Annotated in this window: 20 protein-coding genes and 2 tRNA genes; 4 read left to right on the top strand and 18 right to left on the bottom strand. The window is 40.0% G+C overall.

The genetic code is table 11. From position 1 onward, the window contains the following. Positions 1–9: 9 nt before the first annotated feature. The 8 genes from GS400_RS00510 to spoIIE all read right to left on the bottom strand — a co-directional run bounded on the left by GS400_RS00510 (position 10) and on the right by spoIIE (position 10,577). Entirely contained in the window at positions 10–924 is a 915-nt protein-coding gene (locus GS400_RS00510) for a peptidylprolyl isomerase (RefSeq protein ID WP_160098202.1), read from the bottom strand. A gap of 30 nt (positions 925–954) precedes the next feature. After that, positions 955–1,830, bottom strand: coding sequence for an Hsp33 family molecular chaperone HslO (gene hslO, locus GS400_RS00505; protein ID WP_160098200.1), 876 nt, complete (start codon positions 1,828–1,830; stop codon positions 955–957). 264 nt (positions 1,831–2,094) lie between these two features. Beyond that, complete coding sequence (gene ftsH, locus GS400_RS00500; RefSeq protein WP_160098198.1) at positions 2,095–4,098, bottom strand: ATP-dependent zinc metalloprotease FtsH; 2,004 nt, start codon at positions 4,096–4,098, stop codon at positions 2,095–2,097. Positions 4,099–4,241: 143 nt separating this feature from the next. Next, positions 4,242–4,787, bottom strand: coding sequence for a hypoxanthine phosphoribosyltransferase (gene hpt / locus GS400_RS00495; protein ID WP_027447589.1), 546 nt, complete (start codon positions 4,785–4,787; stop codon positions 4,242–4,244). Between the two features lie 11 nt (positions 4,788–4,798). Then, on the bottom strand, positions 4,799–6,190 hold the full coding sequence (gene tilS, locus GS400_RS00490) for a tRNA lysidine(34) synthetase TilS (protein WP_160098196.1): 1,392 nt from the start codon (positions 6,188–6,190) through the stop codon (positions 4,799–4,801). Positions 6,191–6,308: 118 nt separating this feature from the next. Next, a complete protein-coding gene (locus tag GS400_RS00485; RefSeq protein ID WP_160104476.1) occupies positions 6,309–7,307 on the bottom strand; it encodes a serine/threonine protein kinase in 999 nt (332 codons plus the stop codon). Next, positions 7,276–8,022: a VWA domain-containing protein gene (locus GS400_RS00480; RefSeq protein WP_160098193.1), complete on the bottom strand. Its 747-nt coding sequence runs from the start codon at positions 8,020–8,022 to the stop codon at positions 7,276–7,278. Before GS400_RS00480 ends, GS400_RS00485 begins: the two co-directional genes overlap by 32 nt. Positions 8,023–8,123: 101 nt before the next feature. After that, positions 8,124–10,577, bottom strand: a complete 2,454-nt coding sequence (gene spoIIE, locus GS400_RS00475; RefSeq protein WP_236561089.1) for a stage II sporulation protein E — start codon at positions 10,575–10,577, stop codon at positions 8,124–8,126. Between the two features lie 381 nt (positions 10,578–10,958). Here spoIIE and GS400_RS00470 point away from each other — a divergent pair. Further along, a tRNA-Met gene (locus GS400_RS00470) sits at positions 10,959–11,035 on the top strand. A gap of 51 nt (positions 11,036–11,086) precedes the next feature. Next, positions 11,087–11,158, top strand: a tRNA-Glu gene (locus GS400_RS00465). A 601-nt stretch (positions 11,159–11,759) separates the two neighbouring features. Here the strand turns inward: GS400_RS00465 and GS400_RS00460 are convergent. From GS400_RS00460 to GS400_RS00435, 6 genes are all read right to left on the bottom strand, one after another. Next, positions 11,760–12,551 carry a YtvA family blue-light photoreceptor gene (locus tag GS400_RS00460; protein ID WP_160098189.1) on the bottom strand — a complete coding sequence of 264 codons (792 nt, stop codon included), beginning with the start codon at positions 12,549–12,551 and terminating at the stop codon, positions 11,760–11,762. 219 nt (positions 12,552–12,770) lie between these two features. Then, the gene (locus GS400_RS00455; RefSeq protein ID WP_160098187.1) at positions 12,771–13,208 is read right to left on the bottom strand and encodes a S1 domain-containing RNA-binding protein; all 438 of its coding nucleotides are present in this window, start codon (positions 13,206–13,208) and stop codon (positions 12,771–12,773) included. Between the two features lie 74 nt (positions 13,209–13,282). After that, on the bottom strand, positions 13,283–13,660 hold the full coding sequence (locus GS400_RS00450; RefSeq protein ID WP_236561088.1) for an FtsB family cell division protein: 378 nt from the start codon (positions 13,658–13,660) through the stop codon (positions 13,283–13,285). A gap of 7 nt (positions 13,661–13,667) precedes the next feature. Beyond that, positions 13,668–14,267, bottom strand: a complete 600-nt coding sequence (yabQ, locus tag GS400_RS00445) for a spore cortex biosynthesis protein YabQ (protein ID WP_160098185.1) — start codon at positions 14,265–14,267, stop codon at positions 13,668–13,670. Then, positions 14,264–14,563 (bottom strand): sporulation protein YabP, encoded by a 300-nt coding sequence (yabP, locus tag GS400_RS00440; RefSeq protein WP_027447170.1) that lies wholly within the window; start codon positions 14,561–14,563, stop codon positions 14,264–14,266. The genes yabQ and yabP overlap by 4 nt, the downstream gene beginning before the upstream one ends. A 100-nt stretch (positions 14,564–14,663) precedes the next feature. Beyond that, positions 14,664–15,371 carry a toast rack family protein gene (locus tag GS400_RS00435; RefSeq protein WP_160098183.1) on the bottom strand — a complete coding sequence of 236 codons (708 nt, stop codon included), beginning with the start codon at positions 15,369–15,371 and terminating at the stop codon, positions 14,664–14,666. Positions 15,372–15,561: 190 nt separating this feature from the next. On the opposite strand from GS400_RS00435, the gene GS400_RS00430 reads away from it, so the two are divergent. Both GS400_RS00430 and GS400_RS00425 read left to right on the top strand, forming a co-directional pair. Next, a complete protein-coding gene (locus tag GS400_RS00430) occupies positions 15,562–16,713 on the top strand; it encodes a conserved virulence factor C family protein (protein WP_160098181.1) in 1,152 nt (383 codons plus the stop codon). Between the two features lie 19 nt (positions 16,714–16,732). Further along, complete coding sequence (locus tag GS400_RS00425) at positions 16,733–17,158, top strand: BrxA/BrxB family bacilliredoxin (protein ID WP_160098179.1); 426 nt, start codon at positions 16,733–16,735, stop codon at positions 17,156–17,158. Between the two features lie 252 nt (positions 17,159–17,410). Here GS400_RS00425 and GS400_RS00420 read toward each other — a convergent pair whose 3' ends face one another. The 4 genes from GS400_RS00420 to GS400_RS00405 form a co-directional block, all read right to left on the bottom strand. Then, positions 17,411–18,382: a ring-cleaving dioxygenase gene (locus tag GS400_RS00420; RefSeq protein ID WP_160098177.1), complete on the bottom strand. Its 972-nt coding sequence runs from the start codon at positions 18,380–18,382 to the stop codon at positions 17,411–17,413. A gap of 329 nt (positions 18,383–18,711) precedes the next feature. Continuing rightward, the gene (locus GS400_RS00415; RefSeq protein ID WP_027447165.1) at positions 18,712–18,966 is read right to left on the bottom strand and encodes an RNA-binding S4 domain-containing protein; all 255 of its coding nucleotides are present in this window, start codon (positions 18,964–18,966) and stop codon (positions 18,712–18,714) included. Positions 18,967–18,969: 3 nt separating this feature from the next. Then, entirely contained in the window at positions 18,970–20,436 is a 1,467-nt protein-coding gene (mazG, locus tag GS400_RS00410; protein WP_160098175.1) for a bifunctional methyltransferase/pyrophosphohydrolase YabN, read from the bottom strand. Then, positions 20,433–22,025: a putative polysaccharide biosynthesis protein gene (locus GS400_RS00405; RefSeq protein ID WP_160098173.1), complete on the bottom strand. Its 1,593-nt coding sequence runs from the start codon at positions 22,023–22,025 to the stop codon at positions 20,433–20,435. The genes mazG and GS400_RS00405 overlap by 4 nt, the downstream gene beginning before the upstream one ends. Between the last annotated feature and the right edge of the window lie 86 nt (positions 22,026–22,111).

The following is a 22,111-nucleotide window of genomic DNA, read 5'->3' as shown; positions in this document are numbered from 1 at the left end:
GGCGAAACGTTAATCGCCAAATACCCAATCCACTTGGGCTTCTTCCCAAAGGGGTTTTGCAGAAAACGAATCACCTACATATTCAAGTGCTAATTCTCTTTTAATTTGTTTTTGTACTTCCTCAAAGGAAAACATTATGGAAGGCAACTTACGGTGAACATAGATTAATACATATCCTTGATCTGTATCAAAGGGAGAGCTATAGGATTGAGAGGATAAATCCTGTGCTGTCCGATAATATATTCCCGGAAGGTATTGGCTTTTTTTTGAAAAATACCCAAGGTAACCGCCATTATCATTGGTATAGCTATCAATCGAATACTCTCGAGCAAGCATTTCAAATGAAGCCCCTTCATCAAGTTCCTTTTTTACCTTATTTGCTTCTTGCTGAGTTTTCACTAAGATTTGGGAGAGCTGATAAGTTTCATGAAAGTCATATTGATCTTCATGCTCCTGATAATAGGACTTGATTTTCTCAGCTTCTATCCCAATATCCTTTGTTAAAAGTTCTTCTAGAAAAAAGCGATAACGCACCTCATCGAGCCATTCTTTTCGCTTTGCTTCTATTTTTGCTTCTTCCATTACACCTAGCATGGTTTCCATAAGAGAAAGTTCACGTTGGATCAGCTTCTCTTCAATTTGGATATCATATTGGTCTGCCATCGCAAATACAACCTGACGATCAATCATGCCGCTTAACACCGATTTTCCATACTGATTTTGCAACTCTTGCTCCCACTCTTCGTACTCAATTGGCTCTTCCCCGATAAGTGCCACAGGCTCATTACGATTTTCGACTAAAGGTTTCGCTGCATGATTTTCAGCATCGTCAACTTGTCCTTTAACATTCACCCAAATAAGAAGTGTCGTTAAATTTGTAATTAACAACACTACAATAATCCCCCATAAGAACTTTCTCGTCATGATGACCACCTTTTCCCCCAGTTGATCTTGTTACGCTTCAGACTTTATAGCTTTTAACTCATCTTCTGTAAAGTGGTACACTTCATTACAAAAATGACAGGATGCTTCTGCACCATGATCTTCATGAATCATTTTATCTAACTCTTCATCTCCTAGCCCCATTAATGCTTGTTCTAGACGTTCTCTAGAACAACGACACTGGAATCGAACAGGCGTATGCGTAAGAATATTTACATCCCCATCCGCTAGAATGGTTTTTAAGATATCCTCAGGTGACTTTCCATGTTCAATCATGGCTGATATAGGAGGGAGTTCATTTAGTTTTTGTTCAATTTTAGTAATCGTTTCATCATCAGCATCTGGCATCATTTGAATAATGAAACCGCCTGATGCTTTAATTGACTGATCTGGATTCACCAAAACACCAGCACCTACAGCTGATGGTACTTGTTCCGAGTTCGCAAAGTAATAGGTGAAATCTTCACTAATTTCTCCAGACACAATAGGAACTTCACCAGTAAAGTAATCTTTTAATCCGGTGTCTTTCACAACACTTAGTGTACCTGTTGTACCTACTGCTCGAGCAACATCCAATTTCCCTTTTTCATTAAGGTCAAAGTCTACATGCGGATTAGACACGTAAGCTCGTACAACACCATGCGCATTAACGTCAGCGACAATAACACCTATAGGACCTCCACCTTCAACTTTTATCGTAAGCTGGTCATCTCCTTTGTTCATAGCACCCATCATTGTTGAAATGGACATTGTACGACCTAATGCTGCTGATGCAGTTGCATACGTATCCTGACGACGACATGCCTCTGCTACTGTTTCAGTTGATTCAATTGCATACGCACGTACTTGACCGCCAAATGCAGTCGCTCTTATTAGATAATCACTCATGATGATCCATTCTCCTTTATTGATCATTTTTCCTGCTTAAAGCAGACAATTTCTTTATATCCCTTAGCGGGCATATCATAAATTTATTAATTATGACTACTACAACTTACCTTTCCCTGTTCATTATCGATTCACTCGATAACGACTACATCATACCACATCAACAAATCTAGATATATCTGTATGCTCTTATGAACAAAAGCGCAAGCACCCGTTTAGCAACACAAAAACTGCCCCAGCCTTTTGGCAGGAGCAGTTTTATTATTAATCGTCTTTACGATTTTCTTCCTCTTCATCTTTCGTTGACTCTTCGTCTGATTGCTTTTGTTCTTCATCCTTCGATTGAATGTTCACTTTCACATCAGAATTTGATTCAGAAGAATTCTTTTCCTTGTTTTCAGCCAATTCTAGTTTATGCTCTGATTCTTCAGGCATTACACCATCTTCGAACAAGGATCTAATTTCAGAAGCATCAAGCGTTTCAACTTTAAGCAATGTTTGCGCTATGAGCTCAAGTTGCTCTTTGTTATCCGTTAAGATCTGCTTCGCTCGATCATAACATTCTTTAATAATACGCTGTACTTCTTGGTCGATTTCGTAAGCGATTTGGTCACTGTAGTTTTGTTCGTTTTGGATGTCACGACCCAAGAAGACTTGGCCGCCTCCCCCACCGAATTGCAATGGTCCAAGTTTTTCACTCATACCATATTCAGTAACCATCTTACGCGCAATGCTTGTAGCACGTTGGAAGTCATTGTGAGCACCTGTACTCACTTCACCAAAGATAACTTCCTCAGCAACACGTCCACCAAGTAAACCGATAATCTTATCAAGCAGTTCTGGCTTCGTCATCATGAAACGATCTTCTTTCGGAAGCATAACAGCATAGCCGCCAGCTTGACCTCTTGGAACAATCGTAACTTTGTGAACGGCGTCTGCTTCATCAAGAACCATACCGATAATGGTGTGTCCACTTTCGTGATAAGCCACAATATTTCGTTCTTTACTAGAAATAACACGGCTCTTCTTAGCTGGACCAGCAATAACACGGTCAATTGCCTCATCAATGGATTGCATATCAATTTTTTCTTTATCTGCACGAGCAGCAACAAGCGCAGCTTCGTTCAGTAAGTTTTCTAAATCGGCACCAGAGAAACCTGGAGTACGCATTGCAATCGTTTTAAGATCAACGGAATCCTCATCCATTGTCTTGTTTTGCACGTGTACTTTAAGAACTTCTTGACGTCCTTTTAAGTCTGGGCGGTTAACCGTAATTTGACGGTCAAAACGTCCTGGACGTAGTAACGCTGGGTCAAGAATGTCAGGGCGGTTTGTTGCAGCGATAATGATAATACCTTCATTCGCTCCAAAACCGTCCATTTCAACAAGCAATTGGTTCAGCGTTTGTTCACGCTCATCGTGACCTCCACCTAAACCAGCTCCACGTTGACGACCAACAGCATCAATCTCATCAATAAAGATGATACATGGTGCGTTTTTCTTCGCATTTTCAAATAGATCACGTACACGGGATGCACCGACACCTACAAACATCTCCACGAAGTCAGAACCACTGATGGAGAAGAATGGTACACCTGCTTCACCTGCTACAGCACGTGCAAGCAATGTTTTACCTGTTCCTGGAGGTCCTACTAAAAGAACACCCTTCGGAATACGAGCACCGATTGCTGCGAACTTACGTGGGTCTTTTAAGAAATCAACCACTTCGACAAGCTCTTGCTTCTCTTCGTCCGCACCGGCTACGTCTTTGAAACGTACTTTCTTCTTATCTTCGCTGAAGAGTTTTGCTTTACTCTTACCGAAGTTCATTACTTTACCGCCGCCACCTTGGGCTTGGTTAAGTAAGAAGAAGAATAAAATAAAGATAATCACAAAAGGAATAATGGATGTGAAAAAGCGCACCCATCCACTAGGCTCTTCTGCTTTTAGATTTTCAACTACTGTACCCTGCTCTTGAGCGGTATTTAACATTTTTTCTTCAACGATTTCATTATCAGGGAATGTTGCATTGAATGATTCGTTTTCCCCTTCTTCTCCCGTTGAAGTCAACTTACCACTGATGTTATAAGCCTGGTTCGTATATTGATAGGTCATTTCTTCAATTTGACCATTATTTAACTTTTGCATGAACTGATTATAATTCAGTTGTGTATCTTCAGGTTCTTCTGAATTGAAAAGGCCTACGACCCCGATCACAACTAGAAATATTAGAGCGTAAAAGATTGTATTGCGAAATACGCGATTCATTGCCTACCTCCTCCCAAGCGAGAAAACTATAGTAAATCGTACCATATTTAAAAGTTGCTATACAACTGATACCCCTTATCCATAAAAGGGGGCAAAGTTAAACCTTGATTAAGCAAGTATATGCTACAAGGCTTTTTTTATGACTACTTGTCTCCACCATATACAGATGGTTTTAATACACCAATGTACGGAAGATTACGGTATTTCTCTTGATAGTCTAACCCATACCCGACAACGAATTCATCAGGAATTTCAAAACCAGCTACATCTGGTTTTACATCACCCTTGCGGCCAGATGGCTTATCCAAGAGTGTAACAATTTTTATGGATCTTGCTTTACGATATTTAAATAAGTCCACTAAATAGCTAAGCGTTAAACCACTATCGATAATATCTTCGATAATGAGTAAGTCTCTTCCTTCTACCTTTGTGTCTAAATCTTTTACGATTTTCACTTCTCCAGATGATTCGGTTCCGCCATGATAGCTAGAAACGTCCATGAAATCCATTTCAAGATGTGTTTCCACGCGTTTTAGCAAATCAGACATAAAAGGCATAGCACCTTTTAAAACCCCAATAGCTAATGGGAAGTTTCCGCTATACTCTTCTGTTAGCTTCCCAGCCATTTCTTTAATTTTCTCTTGAATCTCTTCCTCAGAGATTAAGACTTTTTCCATGTCATTATGCATTTTCCATCCTCCTAGAAGTTCTCTTGGTTCTTATACATGAGATGTAACCAGGCTTCGGGCTTTGAGCTTGTTTTGATTCGGGCTTTTTTTAGTGACACAATCCACAAAAGCTTTCCTGAAGCATCTGTTACAATTGGCCACTGATCGCGCTCTATCTGAGGGATCTTTTCATCAATAAATAAATTCTTCACTTTCTTATGTCCATCCATTCCCCTTATGGAAATACGATCTCCAGGGTTCCTTGTACGAACAGTAAGAGGGAGAGTTATGTTATTGATATCACAAGCAAAGTGATAAAGACCCTCATCTTGGTAACGATCGTTGATATAAGCTTGTATCATTGCACCATTTGGTAACTGGACTTCTCCTGGTACTTGTAATGGATAATGAAAGGGTACAACTTCTGTTTGATCAAACGTAAAAGTGACCGTTTCATATGAACGAACAACGGTTAACCCTAACGGCATATCGATTGATGCTTGAGGTGTTTCATCTTCCATCATTCGTATGTATTGTTCCCAATGAAGGTAAGAACCATCGTAAATGGTCTGTTGATAAAGATAGTTTAATATTAGATGAAAGGTTCTCCTTTGTAAAGGACGAGGAATAGATAGAAATTCGGTTCGATCTACAACCATTTTTTGACCTTGTTTTTGAAACATGGAAGAGTCAAAAATTCGTTTTGCTTTACGTTGCAAATAGTCCTCATCATCCTCCCGATATTCATGATACTTTTGCATATGTTCATGAATTTTCGGGTTGTGTTCTTTTAAAAAGGGAAGAACTTTCATCCGGAAAGCATTACGCGTATAATAAGGTGATTCATTCGATTCATCGTATCTAGGCTGAATATGATTTTGCTTACAATACGCTTCTATCTCACCTTTCGTTACCCCTAAAAAGGGACGGATAAGCTGACCTTGTCCAAAAGGTCTTTTCTCTGGGATTCCATGTATGTGCATGGGTTCAACCCCTCGCATCATCCCCATATACAATGTTTCCACTTGATCATCACCATGGTGTCCAAGAGCTAATAGGTCCGCCTGATAGGTGTCCATGCATTCCTCAAAGAATTGATAACGCACAGCCCTTGCAGCAGCTTGAGTCCCCATTCCATGTTTTTGCTTATATGTTGGAACATCTAATGAGGCTACCTTATACTCTATCCCCCACTTTTCACATTGTAATGCGACATATTGCACATCACTCTCTGATTCATTCCCTCTCAATTGATGGTCGATTGTCAGCACAACAAGTCGAAACTGCCAAGCTTCCCGCTTTTGAAGGAAATAATGAAGAAGGGCCATAGAGTCAGGCCCTCCAGAAACTCCTATTAAAATGGTTGCACCATATTTGAAAAGCTGGTGTTTTCGAGCAAATTGATCGACCTTCAGGTTAAACAATCGCTCCACTCCGTTCTATATTTATATCTTTATAAGAGTGCGTTCATAGCATAATGAACAACGACTTTATACCATCTATATCCTACCATTTATGGAACACTAACTGCAAAAGCTGTGGCTAAATCCATTGCAAAATTACGTAAAGTATATAAAACATGCAGACCACAACAATAATCCCAGCTCCTTCCCATATATATTTTGCTTGAGATGGAGAAGAATTATTACGCTTTTGAACGGTTTTTTGCTGCTGTTTCCTGTGTATTCGAGAGTGAGATCGAGACGATTGCTGGTCATTTGAACGATTGTTGGACGCATTCATCAGCTGATTTGTAATGTCCCGCTCCATTTCTTTACTCGAACGATACTTTCCGTATAATGCCTTTTGAATTGCATTTGCATATGGCTTTAGAGAAGAGGCTTGATGAAGATGACGCATTAGAGTTTTTTCTGGGTCTTTTCCTTTTTCAAACCGCTTCGGATAATATACATGAATCATAACCATGGCAAGTGCGAATAAATCATAGGTAGGCTCTGCTTTTCTTGAGCCTAATCCCCAATAACCGCGATCATAAAACTCTGTGTATTCCTTAATGGCCCTTCCTATCTGTGTCGTCCCCCCTACATCAATCCAACGTAATCTGGCTGGAGGAAACGTTACAATAAGGTTCTCAGGCTTTAAGTCACCGAAAACCCAGCCAGCTTCATGCAAATCACCTAAATCCTTTAGAAGTTGAACCATCAGTATTCCCAACCATTCTTGGCCATGCTTTTGGATAAAGGTCGATAATTCTTTCCCTTTTAAATACTCCATTGCATAAAAAGAAATTTGGCTTCCGTTCGGTTGCACCCAATCATCTACATCTAATAAAGAAGGTCCAAGGCGCTTACCCTGGACCTTCTGAAATGTTCGTAACACATTGACCTCTGTTGTGATAGAGGAACCATTTTGGCTAAACTTTATTGCAACCTGTTGATTCCCTTGATCAGCAAGGTACACTGTCCCACAAGCACCGGACCCAAGTTTTTTGCGAATGAGATAGGAGTGGTTGTGCCACTTCCCTGTGACCACCGACCCTATCGGGAGATTAATCCCCTGACTCTTCCATTGTTGATTCATCACGAGATAAGAAACTCCTCAAGCTTCGTTTTTTTGGAGCAAACTGATTCATTGCTTGGCGCAAAGCTGGTCCGGTTGGTGTAATCCCTCCACTTGTAAGCTTCGGAAAAACAGATGAAATCGATTCAAGTTGCGGTGTCCAATCCATCACCTTGCTTACATCTTTACCTCGTTTTCCTGGGAACGAGTATATAGAGAAGCGGTTGTTCCCTGTACGTGCATTTAGACTAAGAGATAAATCGAATAGAGCATCCTGAACGGTTGGAAGTTTGTTATGCATACTCGCACTTGTATCTAGTAAAACCAAAACTTCCAAGTCACAAGTTTCACCTAAGTCTTCTACAACTTCCATGACTTCTCCTCGTTTTTCTGGAGGTAATTCTTCTATATTTTGCTCTTGTCCAAGGATCTGTTGAAGTTCCTGGTTCACTACACCTTGTAGCGTTTGGGTCATGGCTTGCCTTGTGACCATCTGAACCGTTTGAGAAAGTGACTTGGCATAAACGACCTGGCTATACCCACCACCAGACATTGCAATCTCTTCAACTTCTTCTAATCCTTCAGGTTGTTCCGATTGTTCATTTTCCAAAACACCAATTACATTTACTGTAATTCCTTGCTGTAAAGCAAGTGTAGCAACAGCTGCAGGATCTTCCCCTTTATTTGAGCATCCATCCGTAATCAACAAAATCTGCTTTAATGTCCCTTTATTCATTAACGATCTCCTCCTCCGAGATTTCTACTACCATCTTGGACAAGAGGAGAAAACTTTATACGTTAAAAAAGTAGAAAAGCGGTAAGTTCTAGCTTTACCGCTTATTGTGCATGGTTTTCATAGATTGGTATGTTAGCCCACTCTGGTACATTGCGTTGGATCTTCGCTACAACAACAGTCATATCATCCTCAATGGCACCAGAACGCGTTCGAACAACCTCCTCTAACAAAAGATCAGCTACAGCTTGTGGGTCCTCTGTCTCCATATCGCGAATTTTTCGCTTCAGCCACATGTCGACATTTTCGATGTGTTTTGGACCTTCAAATATACCATCACTCATCATAATTAATAGATCGCCAGCCTTCAGTTGCTCACTCACCACTTCAACGTCAAACTCTCGAATAATTCCAATAGGTAAGTTACTTGACTCCACCTTCATAAGTTGATCGCCACGTTTTATAAAACTAGGCGTAGAACCAATCTTCAGAAAACGTACCGCTGCATCATGTAGGTCAACTACAGCCAAATCTAAAGTAGAGAAGATCTCATCAGTCGTTCGTAAGGATAGAATCGAGTTAATTGACTTGATCGCAACTTTCTCTTCAATTCCGGACTGGAGTATCTGTTGCAACAACCGTAGCGTTTCCATACTTTCTACATGTGCTCGTTCCCCATTTCCCATTCCGTCACTAATCGCTACAGCATACTTTCCAGCCCCGAGTTCCATTGTGGAATAGCTGTCTCCCGATACTAAGCCTCCATCTTTTGCTGCATGAGATACACCCGTATTAATAACGAATTTTCTCGCTGAGCCAAAAGAGAAATAACAATAGCCATTCGGGAATGGAGAAATTTCTTCATGCTTAATCACGATTGTTTCGCTAAGTATCTCCGATAAAACAGGGGCAATGATCTTAGCACCTTCCCCTTTGTAATCATAAAACGATAACGTCATTTCAATATCTACATTCCCTGCATCCAAACTATATATATCTAGTTTTTCTATCTCAAAACCCATCCCTTTAAGCGCATGGACAATTTCTTCTTCTTGGAGTTCATGGTTTTCACGTTCTTTTAATATTTCTTTAGCAAAATCACCCATCACCTCAGATACTCCACTGAGTTGATCTGCTACAAATCGTCGGCTCTCTAACACTTGCTTTTTAAGTTTTTGATTTGCCTGAAAAAAAGAGAGCTCATGTTGCATGGTCTCGACTACTTTTTTCGATTTCACACAATGGTTTTCAAATTCATGTTGCAATTTTCGCTTATTTTGATACGTTCCTGCATCTAGTTCTGACATCATCTCTTGCATATAGTTATACGTCTTATCAAACTGCTGCGCCCAGCATTTATCTTTCTTGAAGCACGCCTGACACGTTTTCTCAGTAACATTGCTCAGGAAATAATCCGTTTCTTTTGATTCGCTATCATCCTCTGTCTGCCACTGCACCTGTGAAAAGCTCTTTGACAAAGCTTGAAAGACCTCAGAAAATTGTTCCACTCGATTCGCAGTGACGTTACGAACCTTTTGTAAGTATTGTTCTTGTTCTTGAGAATGTTCATTTGTACCTGGAATAAAACGAGCAAGCTTGCGAATCCATTTCTCAGGAGTGAGGAAGAATAGTAATACTGCGAAAGAAGACTCTATCATAGATGGCATTAATGCTTGAACACCTTCCCCATAAATCCCTATCAAAAGCGTCCCTACAAAGAGACCCATACCGACTCCAAATTTTTTCCCGTCTTTTAATAGTCCTCCTAATAAACCAGAGAAGGCGAGCAAGCTCATTTGATAGAGACTCGCCACATTCGCCAGGCTTAGTATGAGTCCCGTTACCACACCAACTGTGGAACCGATCGCCGCACCACCAATATAGGCCAACCATAGAACTAGATAACGAGACAAAATTTGTTCAAGCGACACGTCATTGATATGCCAGCCGATCGTTCCGGTCAACACAGAGGCAAGGAGGATAATCATACAAACGATTTCTTCGTTTTTCAGAGATTGTTTATACCGTTTTGGTGATATCAAAGGAATGCTTTGCATAAAGATAAGAACAAGTATCGCACTTAGGCTTGCTTCCACTAATGCTAGTACCCAATCATATACTTCTACTCTTTGAAAAATCGTATAACTTACGATTCTTGGTAGAATACTAGCGACAAACACAAGAATTGGTAAGATCTGTTGCTGATTCCGATACCGTTGAAATAGAAAAGCAAGTAAAAATAGACCGAACATGGATCCCATGATGTATAAGCTATGCTGCCAGTGAATCGTGATAGCGCCTAATAGAGTTGCAGTCACAACCTTCAACGACTTTTCTTTCCGCATAAGCCACACGGAAGCGAGAAAAGACAGGGCAAAAGGCGATACGGACGAAAGCACAATCGCTCGTCCAAGTAAAAAGCCCACGATGAATAAAAGCCAGCCCCGTTCAATGAACAATACCTTCGTCTGCTCCCCCATCTTCCGCTTCCAATTTTCCAACGAGGTTAATCCCGTTCCCATTATTTTAATCCCCCGTCGAGTTAATGTCTCCATCATGTTTACCACTCCTTCTTGTTTTTCCATTTAAACACAGTAGACAAGCTAATTTTGTCAAAACAACAGAAGTGAATAGAAAAAACATTCGACGTGTTTCTGTGTTACAGAGGACATTTCGTCATAAACTATAATAGTTAGAGAGAAACAGAGGGGATATGCTGTCGTAAATGATGAAGTTTTCTATGAAATCCACGAGTGAAAATTGTTCAAATATACTGACAATAATTTATCTATTAAATTTTGTTGACACTGTATTTCTGGTGGTGTAATATAATGCTTGTGACTTTGAACGACACATTGTCCTTATTAGCAAAGGCGATGATTTCATTCTGAGAAACTTTTAGAGTAGATCATGAAAGAAGGAGCCTTTCTCTTATATTTGGCGGCGTAGCTCAGCTGGCGAGAGCGTACGGTTCATACCCGTGAGGTCGTGGGTTCGACTCCCTCCGCCGCTACCATTTTTTATTAAAAGATCGTTATTCGATCTAAAACATATCACAAGCTATAATGGCCCGTTGGTCAAGTGGTTAAGACACCGCCCTTTCACGGCGGTAACACGGGTTCGAATCCCGTACGGGTCATCCGATTCTTGTCCTAACCCGCACATGTTTTTCATGTGCGGGTTTTTTATGTTTAAAAACGGATCTCTATTATAGCCCCCCTTATCTGGAAGACTTGGAATCGAGATAATGTGCGTATGGTTCCGTTGCTTTTGTGCAGATCGGCGGGCTGTGGAACGGAACCGCCTTAGTTCTGGGATGAGGTGTTCTGTTTCCAGGTAGTATAACCCTATCATGACAAGGCTCTGAACAACTTCTCTGAATATGATTTCCAACCAACATGAGGTGGGATAGCAAAATTATGGTCCGTTAGTTTCCATAATCGCGTGGAGGGAAGGAAACGGCAAACTGTCGTGGTAGCAAAGGCAAGACGAGACCCCGCAGGAACGAGGAGGCTATACAATGGAGGTTCTACTAAAACCGCCACATCATGTGGCAACGTAGAACTACCCCACGTCGTGTGGGGCAACAACAGGCTTGCCGTTTCACTGACCGCAACAAATTACCCAACAGCAACGGACTCCTCTCAGTTTCAAGTCTTCAACAATCCTGCCATATAACTGAATACCCACCTATCAAAAAAGCCAACAGCTCCCTTTGGAACTGATGGCTTAGTGCACATTTATTGTTGAACAGCGTGTTGCTGTATCGCTTCTTTTACTGTAGCAAATGTTTTCATAGATGAAAGATCTAAATCCAGTTGTGTTGCTTTTAAAGCAAGTTGTGGTGATATACCTGCGATGACTAGGTCTGTACCAAGTAACTGTAAAACATCATTAAAACGGAAAATGCCATGAATCACTTCATCATCAACATCATTCAATCCGGAAAGTTCCATAATGAGTGTCTCATGTTTTGCCTCTGTCATTTTCTTTGTAATATTATCTGAAATAATTTGCAAACGTTCCATATCCATATTTCCGATAAGCGGAAGGACAGAAACACCTTCAGTAATTGGAACAATCGGTGTTGAGAGTGCAGTAATCTCTTTTAGAGAAGTTTTTAATTGTTCTTCTGACTTCTTTTGCTCTGTGATATCTTTTTGAATACCAACAAAATAGTACAGACCCTCTTCTTCTATATAAATCGGATCAATGTGTAAGTCATTCCAAAATTCTTCTCCGTTCTTTCGATAATTGATGATTTCAACAGAAACTTGTTCTTGTGCCCGTATCGCACTTTTTATTTTTTCTTTAGCATCCCGGTTAGTATTAGCCCCCTGCAAAAAGCGGCAGTTTTTGCCTATAACTTCTTCCTTCTCATATCCTGATAAATGCAAAAATCCATCATTACAATAAATAATTGGATTATCATCTTGGTTTGGATCAGTGATGGTCACGCCTATTTGCGTATGATCAACGGCCTGTTCTAATAATTTCGCAAATACATCCTCGCGAACCCTTCTCTCACGCATAATCTTCCTCCTATTAAGCTCTTCACAGATGAAATTTCACTAATATGGTATCAAATAATTTGAGTGTGAGGTAGTCATGATGTTTTGTGGTTTTGAGAATAAGTTGAACAAGCTCGACACAAGTAAACGATAAAAAAGCAGACGTCATGCGCACCGACGTCTGCTTTCGTGTATATTATAGAAAAACAATTTATTTACTCACTCTACATAGACAGCAAGTTATCCTCTTTTAGCACCTCGACCTCCACGTTTGGATTCAGTGTGCTTTCTTAAAGTAGCTAAGCGATCTTCGCTATCTTTAAGGAAACGATTCATTTTCGCTTCGAAATTCTCTGGACGTTGAGCGCGGTCGTTCTTGCCTTTTCCGCCGCCGCCTTTACGGCCACCACCGCCACCACGGTTGTTTGGTTTGCTCTTGTAATTCTCTTGAGCTTTCTTGATGGACAAGCCAATTTTACCGTCGTTTTCAACGTTAATTACTTTCACTTCAACCTGATCGCCTTCGCTAAGATGATCATTAATGTCTTTCACGTAATTATCAGCAACTTCACTAATGTGAACGAGACCAGTAGATCCGTTTGGTAGCTCCACGAAAGCTCCGAAATTAGTGATTCCTGTTACCTTGCCCTGCAACTTGCTGCCTACTTCAATTGACATAAAAAAAAGTTTCCTCCTTAAGATTTTAAAAAAGTATCATTCTTATATATTATATATAAGCATTGAAAAGGGTGTCAATAAGACGGGCCATTATCGGGCAATTTAAAGATTATTTCGCCTTCTTTGGAGAAGAAGTAATTTGTACGAGCAATTTGAAGCACGTATTCCTCATCTTGTAGAAGTTGAATTTCCTCTTTAAGATCCGATTCTTTCTTGTTTAGCTGCTGCATATCCTCTTGTAGTTGCTGGTACTCCTGTTGTTTATCAGCTAGTAAAGACCGTTGCTTTAAATGATACGACAGGAGACTCCCGAATAAAAGGAAGGTTACAAGGGCGAACAGAGCTAACCGGCGAACAAGACGTTTTTTCTTCTTTTGTTGTCTTTTCATATAGGCATCATATTGTTGTACATAACCTGAATCAATTTTGGCTACAGACTTGTTTTTTGCCACCGATAAGCTACCTCCTTTTATTTTGGATATAGGTCCACCATTTTAGTATTATATTCTTTATTTTACTATAAATCCCTGCTAACTTCCTTAAGTAATTTTTCGCATTTTTCGGTATAAACCACCATAATATGCGACCTATCAGTTGAATTGGAAACCACACAACCTTAAGAAGGACCCAAAACAACCAAACAAATAAAGCCCATACCCCAATAAGTAACTTTATAATTAATAATATAACCCATTGAATTGGACGATAAACGAGTAAATTAAACATGCGTCTTCCGAACTGGATAAGTGCTACAGCCCAACTTATCAACACTTCAAGCACATTTAAGTAGGTTGTCCGAACGAGGGATTGATAAGCGGCAAAGCCACATAAAATTGATAGAAAAATATATAAGCGTAATTCGCCTTGATTCGCAATAAAAAGGAAATAAAAGATAACTAAGCCCTGGAGAATCCAAAAAAGAATCTCAAGGGCATAAGTTAATATGTGTTTTTCCTTCCAGTAACGCTCAAACCGACGGAATGTATCAATGGCCATACCTAAATATAGACCACTCCCGAACATAACGAGCATCGTAAGGAATTGCGTGCTTAAACTCATTTAAACATTTTGCTAAAGAATCCTTTAGCTTTCTCCGATTGCTGTTCATCTAAATAAGAAAGCTCATATACTTTTCCTTTTATCGCTACGATTCCTTGGTCCACATCCAGGTTTTTCATTTGGAGGTTTTGACCACGAACCACAAGATATCCCATGCTCGTTTGCAACAAAAACTCTTCTGCATCGAAGCTATCCACCTCTTTAACACCTGTAATCTCAAGGTTACGACGGTTATTCATTTTTACATGATGCTCGGCTTGTCCACGAATCGATTCGTTTTTATCATAGTATTCCATTATAGACCCCTCCCTTTTATCTCTATTAATTTATGAGGGCTTGGACGTAAATAGAACATGAAAAGAGCCAGCATATTACGTTACTGACTCTAATCCTCCTCTATTCTTTTTTGAAGACTGTTTTCCCAACTCCAACATCAGCATTTATTTCGATTGTAACGTCTGATTTTTCGTATGCTTCGTTCACGTATATCCCATCACCTTTAGAGATAAAACCTTCAAAAGATGTTGTGCCAATACCGCTATCCGACTTAATCTTAACTCCTTGATCAGAAGGCAATATAAATGTCGTTTTCCCAACCCCTGATTCAACATTCACATCAAAACTTTCTTCCCAATCTCCACTTAGATCCACTGTTAGTTTACCTACACCAGAATCAATATTAAGATGATTTAAGTTTATTCCCTCTAAATTCAATTCAGTCTTTGATGCTCCAGTATTTACATTTAATTCGATAGGAGTATCATTTGTTAACTGAAGGTCCCATTCATTTTTTGTATCTTTCCCATAATTAAAATTTACGTTAGATTGGTCGATGCGAATTTGACCCTGATCCTGATTATATGAAACATCTGGGTCTAGCTTTTTATCACTGTATCGGAATTTACCGTTTAGCCAATCTTCTGCGCCACCTTGAACGATTAATTTTCCAGCGCCCATATCGAGATCAACTTTCAATTCTTCTGCTTGACCTGCCTCAATCTTTATTTCTTCTTCCATAACCTCTTCTGAAAACACCAAGTTACAACCTGAAAGGACAACTAACAAGCCAACACTTAAACACCACAAATAGAATTTTCTCTTCATAAAGCGTCTCCTCCTAATTTTCATCTACTTCCATTTTCAGTTAAAACGAAACTTTTCATAACGACCCTAAGAGGTAATTCATATACGTCTTGAGGCCTAGCTCGTTTAAGCCTGACATCCCGAATGATGGAATGTATCTTGTTATTTTGTTAAAATCGCTATAAAGTGCTATTAATGAGGGGGAATTATAGTGAACATCGTGTCTATCGAACCGACACCAAGCCCCAACTCGATGAAAGTTAACTTGAGTGAATCCTTACCTGATGGGGACACACGCAACTATAAACAGGGTGATGATCTCAAAGATGCACCTGAGTATGTAGAGAATCTTTTGAACATTGAAGGGGTCAAGAGCTTATATCATGTCATGGATTTCATTGCACTGGACCGCCACCCCAAACATAAATGGGAAGCTATTTTGCCAGAAGTGCGTGAACTTCTAGGGACTGAAGAGGCTGTCGAAGCAACAGAGCAGACACAACAAGAGGAGAACCAGAGTTCTGAGGATGCGTTTGGCGAGGTAAAAGTCTTCATCCAAATGTTCCGAGGTATCCCGATGCAAGTGAAACTAGAAGAAGGCGACACCGAAAAACGCGTCGGTCTTCCTGAATCATTTATGAATGCAGCCATGAAGGCTTCACCAGCTTCTTCAAACATGGTAATGGAACGTCAATGGATTGAACAAAATCCTCGTTATGGCGATCTAGAGGATATTGGGCAAGAGGTTGCTGAGGAGTTATCGGCAAGTTATGATGATGATAGGCTAGAAGCACTTGTCCAACAAGCATTTGAAGTGGATCCAGGAGATAATCAACCTAGTGAGCCTAAGGGCCAGACTGTGACCCTTGAGACATTAGATGATCCAGATTGGAAAGTACGTTATGCAGCATTAGACCGTATGAACCCAACTTTTGAGGATTTACCCGTATTGGATAAGGCATTGAGCGATGAAAAAGCATCAATTCGTCGACTTGCTACAGCATATTTGGGTATGATTGAGGAACCTGAGGTGCTTCCTTACTTGTATAAAGCACTTCAGGATAAATCCGTTACAGTTAGACGAACAGCCGGTGATTGCTTATCTGACTTAGGATTTAAAGAAGCCATGCCACAAGTGATTGAATCACTGCAGGATAAAAATAAGCTCGTTCGCTGGAGAGCAGCAATGTTTTTATATGAACTTGGTGATGAGTCAGCCGTTCCCGCTCTTAGAGAAGCCATCCAGGATCCTGAATTTGAAGTACGTATGCAAGCTAAAATGGCTCTGCAACGTATTGAGGGCGGAGAAGAAGCTAAAGGGTCTGTTTGGCACCAAATGACTCAAGCTAGAAAGACCGATTAATCTTAAGGAGGCTACACCCATGAACGCATATGAAGAATATATGAAACAGGTTACGCAACCCATGCGTGACGAATTAACAAACGCTGGTTTTAAGGAGCTTACAACACCTGAAGAAGTGAATGAATTTATGAGTTCCATGGAAGGAACTGCTCTTGTTGTAATCAACTCTGTTTGCGGCTGTGCTGCAGGACTAGCACGTCCTTCTGCTATACATGCCGTTCAACAAGATGTAAAACCTGACCATACCGTAACTGTATTTGCTGGCCAGGATCGTGAAGCAACAAACCAAATGAGAGAGTATATTGATGAGGAACCTTCCTCTCCTTCAATGGCTCTATTTAAAGACGGTCAACTTGTTCACTTCATTCCTCGTGAAGAGATTGAAGATCATGAACCAGAAGATATTATAGCAAACTTAACGAACGCATTTTCTCAACATTGTTAAGAAAAGCGCAAGCGCCCGTTTAGCAACGAAGGGACTGGACTGAGCCCGTAGTGAGATAAAGGAAACACAAATTGTGAAACAATTTGATGTTGACTTATCGAACGGAGGCGAGGGAAGTCCATTCGTTGCTGGGCGCTGAGAGCTAGACATCTAAGAGCTACAACTTATACTTTCTTTACTATAAATAAAAAGCATGTAACGCAGATGCGTTACATGCTTTTTTATTAATAGGGACAGCCTATATCGATCATTCTAATCTAATGTTAACGGTCTTAATTTTTCTTCAATCTCTTCACGTTTAGGTTCTAAGAATGGAGGTAAAGAAAGGTTCTCACCTAGAGTTTCAACGGACTCATCAACGTCAAAGCCTGGTGTATCTGATGAAAGCTCAAAAAGAATTCCGTTTGGCTCACGGAAGTACAATGCTTTAAAGTAAAAGCGATCCACTTTACCTGAATTCATCATACCGGTTTCTTTTATACGGTCCACCCATTTTGCATGCTCCGTTTCATCGGGAATACGGAAGGCAACATGGTGAACGCCACCGCGTCCTAATTTTTCAAGTGGGAGATCTGTGCGTTTTTGAATATGCACTTCCGCTCCTGCACCACCTTCACCCGTAGCGTACACTTCTACATCATCGTATCCTTCCCCTAGTAAGGACGGATACGAACCTTCATGTCTAAAGCCTAGTATCTCAGTTAAAACGCGCTCAGTACGCTCTGGGCGAGCTACTGTTAACAGCACGGGCCCTAAGCCAACAATTGCATGTTCTGCTGGTACCTCCGTCCCTTCCCAAGGTTCACCAGCTGCAACTCCCTCTTCATCATCATCTGCTACAAGTATCAACTTCGTACCTTCAAAATCTTCAAAGGCCATTGTATTTCGGTTTGCACGTTGCTCAATTCCTTCATGCTTCACACCATACTGTTCAAAGCGTTGTCCCCAATACTTCAGAGATTCGGTACTTTTTACACGCAGCGATGTACTTGTAATACTTGATGTTCCTTCATGCGTAGACCCAAGACCTGGAATATCAAAAAAGGTAACCTCTGTACCAGGACTTCCTTTTCCATCGCCATAGAAAAGGTGGTAGCAACTCGTGTCATCTTGGTTTACACTCTTTTTCACTAGGCGCATGCCTAATACTTTAGTAAAAAATTCAAAATTCTTCTCAGCACTACCTGTTAATATAGAAATATGATGGATCCCTAACAATTGCATTGGACATCCTCCTTTATTTATATATAAGTCATTTCATTATTTATCTCGAATTCAAAATAATTATAACTGATTTAAGTCGAATTCGTCAAAAACGAACTATTTAATTAAAAAAAGCCTGGCATTAGCCAAGCTTTTTAGCATCATTTCACTTTTTGAAGAAAACTGTAAGTACTGAGAAGTTACTAGTTTGATAGATGAAATCCATAGTGCTATGCATTATTGAGAACGATTCCAGACCAAGAAGCTTCTCTCTTTAATTATTTCAAAATTAAGAGCTATAACGGTTGCATAGAATGGATAAAAAAGTCCGGGAAATCCCCGGACTCTCCTTAAACTTCTTGTTCGCTTATAACTTTATAAAGCGAAGAAGCTTCATCTTTTTTCACTGTTTCACGTAACGAGGTAATTTCAATGGTTAGTTGCTTCTGACCAAAGCGGATTGTAAGCGTATCTCCTACAGCTACATTAGCAGAGGCTTTGGCTTGGTTCCCATTGATTTGAATACGGCCTTGCTCAGCTACTTCTTTAGCTAGCGTTCGACGCTTAATGAGTCGTGAAATCTTTAAAAATTTATCTAGTCTCATCTTTTATTCACCTTTTTCTTTTCGTTTTGCTCTTTCCCAGTATTGATCGAGTTGCTCAAGCAACAAACTCTTCATATCGATATTCTCAGCAGTAATCATATCTTCCATTTCTCGAAAACGACGTTCAAACTTATCATTGGTACGTTGAATAGCCAATTCAGGATTAACCTTATAGTAACGAGCGACATTCACTAGTGCAAATAATACATCTCCAAGTTCGAGTTCCTGCTCATCTTCTGCTTCTGTTGTTAAGGACATTTTAAATTCTTCAATTTCTTCCTGGACCTTTTCCCACATCGGCGCAGGATCATCCCAGTCAAATCCGACTTTTTTAGCTTTCTTTTGCAATTCTTGAGCACGTAATAACCCAGGTAAAGCTTTAACAACACCATCTAAAGCAGATGGGCGCGTATCACCTTTCTCTTGCTGCTTGATTTCATCCCAGGTCCCTACAACCTCTTCTGCTGTTTCTAGTTGATGATTACCAAATACATGAGGGTGACGGCGGATCATTTTATCCGTTATTGTAACAATTACGTCATCGATGGTGAAAAATCCTTCATCTTCTCCAATTTGACTATGAAGCATGACCTGTAAAAGAACGTCACCTAACTCTTCAACCATACCCTCATCATCTTCATCCTCGATAGCTTGTAATAATTCATAAGCTTCTTCAATTAAATAAGGACGTAAAGATTCGTTTGTTTGTTTACGATCCCAAGGACACCCTTCAGGACCACGTAATGTTGCGATAACATCTCGCAAACGGAAGAACTTATGATTCAATCTCTCTTCTGGTACAGGAGGAATATAAACACTTGTTAAATTACTTAATTCTACACTTCGATCTAATTCATACAACGGAACTTCCTTAATCGTTTCTTGAGAACTTCCTACAGCATCAGCAATATATACGGGAAAGTCATGAGGAAGATCCTCCATGAGTTCTACTTTTACGTGGGAAGCAATCAGCTCATCATATACCTGACAAAACACAGTATGCTGGCGATGTTCAATCATATTTCTAGTAAAAGATGTGGCATCTAAAAATTGGAACCCTTCAATAGGATCAATTTTTAAAGAAGTAAAAAGAGCATCTAGATAGCTTTGACCACCTTGAATGTTCAGTGTGACTTCACCTTGTTCTTGCTTTTGTAATAAGAGTTGTACCGTTCGTTCAGCTAGCATTGGATGACCTGGAACGGTGTAAAGAACCGCTTCATGAGTTGCTTGTTCCAACAAACGATCAACAATTACTTCATATACATCTTCAAATTGATCATATGACTCATAAGTAGAATCAAAGGCTTCAAATGTTAGGCCTTCTTGTTGTAGCGACTCGATAACAGGATGATCCAATGTACGTGTATAAACGGTTCCTTCATGCTTAGTTAATATTCGATATACTCCTAGAGGAAGCTGATCTATATCTGCTGCTCCAAGTCCTATTATGGTAATTTGTTTGTTCATTTTGTTTCCTCCAGTTTACTTATGATTAACTCACTAAATGGAAATTGACTTAATTCTTCTTTTGAAAATGCCCCTGTTTTTAGTAACACTAAAAAATACGTTAGAACACCAAGGGAAACTGTGAAAAGCGTAACTCCCACATAAGCAAGTCGTTCTGTTAATGGTATAAGAGTCTTATATAACAAACTTGCTCCCAAAACCACAAGAAACATTGCTCCTATCGCAAACCCGGCTTGTCGCCATGGAATATGATGCTTCAATCGAAGTGTAAAGTGTCTTTTTAAACTTATATAGTTAAATAAGCAAATGAATAGAACTGCAAGAACCGAGGCAACGGCACTTCCTTTAATTCCATACGCAGGAATCAACATTTCATTGGCTCCAATTTTAATAAAGAATGCCAAAATGACAGCTAAAGCTGGTCGTCCAACAATCGAAAATCCTTGAAGCAAGGATGAATAGGTTAGAGATAATGAACCAAATAAGGTCACAAGAGAAAGAATCCGTAGCGCATCCGTTCCATCAGTGGTTCGGAAAAAAGACACGTTTACATAAGGCATCACCATTAAAAGCCCCACTGTAGCGGCTAACGAAAATAAAAACGAGAATTTCACCGCACTTCTTGCATCCGCATAAGTCTCTTCTTTACGCTTTTCTAAACGTTGCCTAGTAATAGCTGGTATTAATGCGAGTGCTATGGATGAGCCAACAACTGTCCCAATTTGAATTAGCGGATATCCTCTATCAAATATTCCTTTTGCTGCTTTTGCCTCTTGAAGTGAACTTCCTGCCTGTTGAAGATTCGGGACCAAGGTTAAAGCATCTGCTAATTGAAGAAATAAAAGCATCATGTAGTTCACACAAAAGAATAACCCAACTACCAAGATGGATCGAATTAGCTTTTTGTATGGGATGTTACCTTGTGTAGATCTTCTTGAAAGTGGAGACTTTCTTAACATCATCCCACCTAGCAACAACACGGAGGCAATAGCTCCTACAACAGATCCAAAAGCCGCTCCAGCCCCGACAACGTATAAGTCTACTCCTGCTTTCACGAAAAAGTATGTAGCGAGGATAATAATGAGTACACGAGTAAACTGCTCAGCAATTTGTGACATGGCTGTAGGTTTCATATTATGTAATCCTTGAAATGTTCCTCTAAGTAATGATGTGAAAGGAAGAAATAAAAAAACAATCGATGTTATTTTAATGGGGAACTCAAGCTGAGGATCCCCCATCCATACAGCAATCGTAGATGCACCAAAGTAACATAAGCCAAATAACAACAAACTTATACTGAAAAGAATCGTAAAAGCTGGTATAAAGAAATTGCGTAACGTTAATGCACGCCCTTCACCTTCCCATTCTGATACAAACGAGGATATAGCAACGGGAAATCCATATAGAGATATCATCCACGCCATTCCTAAGATAGGGTACACTTGCTGATAAATATAAAAGCCGACGTCGCCGGCGATATTTTGTAAGGGAATACGATAACCCACGCTTAGAACCTTACTCAAGATCCCTGCGAGCGTTAATAAAAATGCTCCCTGAAAGATTTTTTTCTTGTTGATTTGTTTTGCCATAAAGGTACCCCTTCTATACTTTTCCATTACCCTTCATTATAGCACAGAGACTGAGTTGATTAAGAGTGATTGTATCCACATTAACA

Origin of the sequence: Pontibacillus sp. HMF3514, assembly GCF_009858175.1 — a bacterium.
Classification (GTDB): Bacteria; Bacillota; Bacilli; order Bacillales; family BH030062; genus Pontibacillus.
Note: the sequence above shows the minus strand (reverse complement) of the source record. Positions and strands in the feature narration are given on the sequence as shown.

Excerpts from the sequence above, each read along its gene's own strand:
- GS400_RS00480 (WP_160098193.1), bottom strand. The coding sequence starts at position 8,022 with ATGAATAAAGGGACATTAAAGCAGATTTTGTTGATTACGGATGGATGC.
- GS400_RS00405 (WP_160098173.1), bottom strand. The coding sequence starts at position 22,025 with ATGGCAAAACAAATCAACAAGAAAAAAATCTTTCAGGGAGCATTTTTA.
- mazG (WP_160098175.1), bottom strand. The coding sequence starts at position 20,436 with ATGAACAAACAAATTACCATAATAGGACTTGGAGCAGCAGATATAGAT.
- spoIIE (WP_236561089.1), bottom strand. The coding sequence starts at position 10,577 with ATGATGGAGACATTAACTCGACGGGGGATTAAAATAATGGGAACGGGA.
- GS400_RS00425 (WP_160098179.1), top strand. The coding sequence starts at position 16,733 with ATGAACGCATATGAAGAATATATGAAACAGGTTACGCAACCCATGCGT.
- GS400_RS00485 (WP_160104476.1), bottom strand. The coding sequence starts at position 7,307 with ATGAATCAACAATGGAAGAGTCAGGGGATTAATCTCCCGATAGGGTCG.
- GS400_RS00420 (WP_160098177.1), bottom strand. The coding sequence starts at position 18,382 with ATGCAATTGTTAGGGATCCATCATATTTCTATATTAACAGGTAGTGCT.
- GS400_RS00415 (WP_027447165.1), bottom strand. The coding sequence starts at position 18,966 with ATGAGACTAGATAAATTTTTAAAGATTTCACGACTCATTAAGCGTCGA.
- yabP (WP_027447170.1), bottom strand. The coding sequence starts at position 14,563 with ATGGAATACTATGATAAAAACGAATCGATTCGTGGACAAGCCGAGCAT.
- GS400_RS00460 (WP_160098189.1), bottom strand. The coding sequence starts at position 12,551 with ATGCGTGAGAGAAGGGTTCGCGAGGATGTATTTGCGAAATTATTAGAA.
- hpt (WP_027447589.1), bottom strand. The coding sequence starts at position 4,787 with ATGCATAATGACATGGAAAAAGTCTTAATCTCTGAGGAAGAGATTCAA.
- yabQ (WP_160098185.1), bottom strand. The coding sequence starts at position 14,267 with ATGAGTTTAAGCACGCAATTCCTTACGATGCTCGTTATGTTCGGGAGT.
- ftsH (WP_160098198.1), bottom strand. The coding sequence starts at position 4,098 with ATGAATCGCGTATTTCGCAATACAATCTTTTACGCTCTAATATTTCTA.
- GS400_RS00510 (WP_160098202.1), bottom strand. The coding sequence starts at position 924 with ATGACGAGAAAGTTCTTATGGGGGATTATTGTAGTGTTGTTAATTACA.
- hslO (WP_160098200.1), bottom strand. The coding sequence starts at position 1,830 with ATGAGTGATTATCTAATAAGAGCGACTGCATTTGGCGGTCAAGTACGT.
- GS400_RS00435 (WP_160098183.1), bottom strand. The coding sequence starts at position 15,371 with ATGAAGAGAAAATTCTATTTGTGGTGTTTAAGTGTTGGCTTGTTAGTT.
- GS400_RS00455 (WP_160098187.1), bottom strand. The coding sequence starts at position 13,208 with ATGTCAATTGAAGTAGGCAGCAAGTTGCAGGGCAAGGTAACAGGAATC.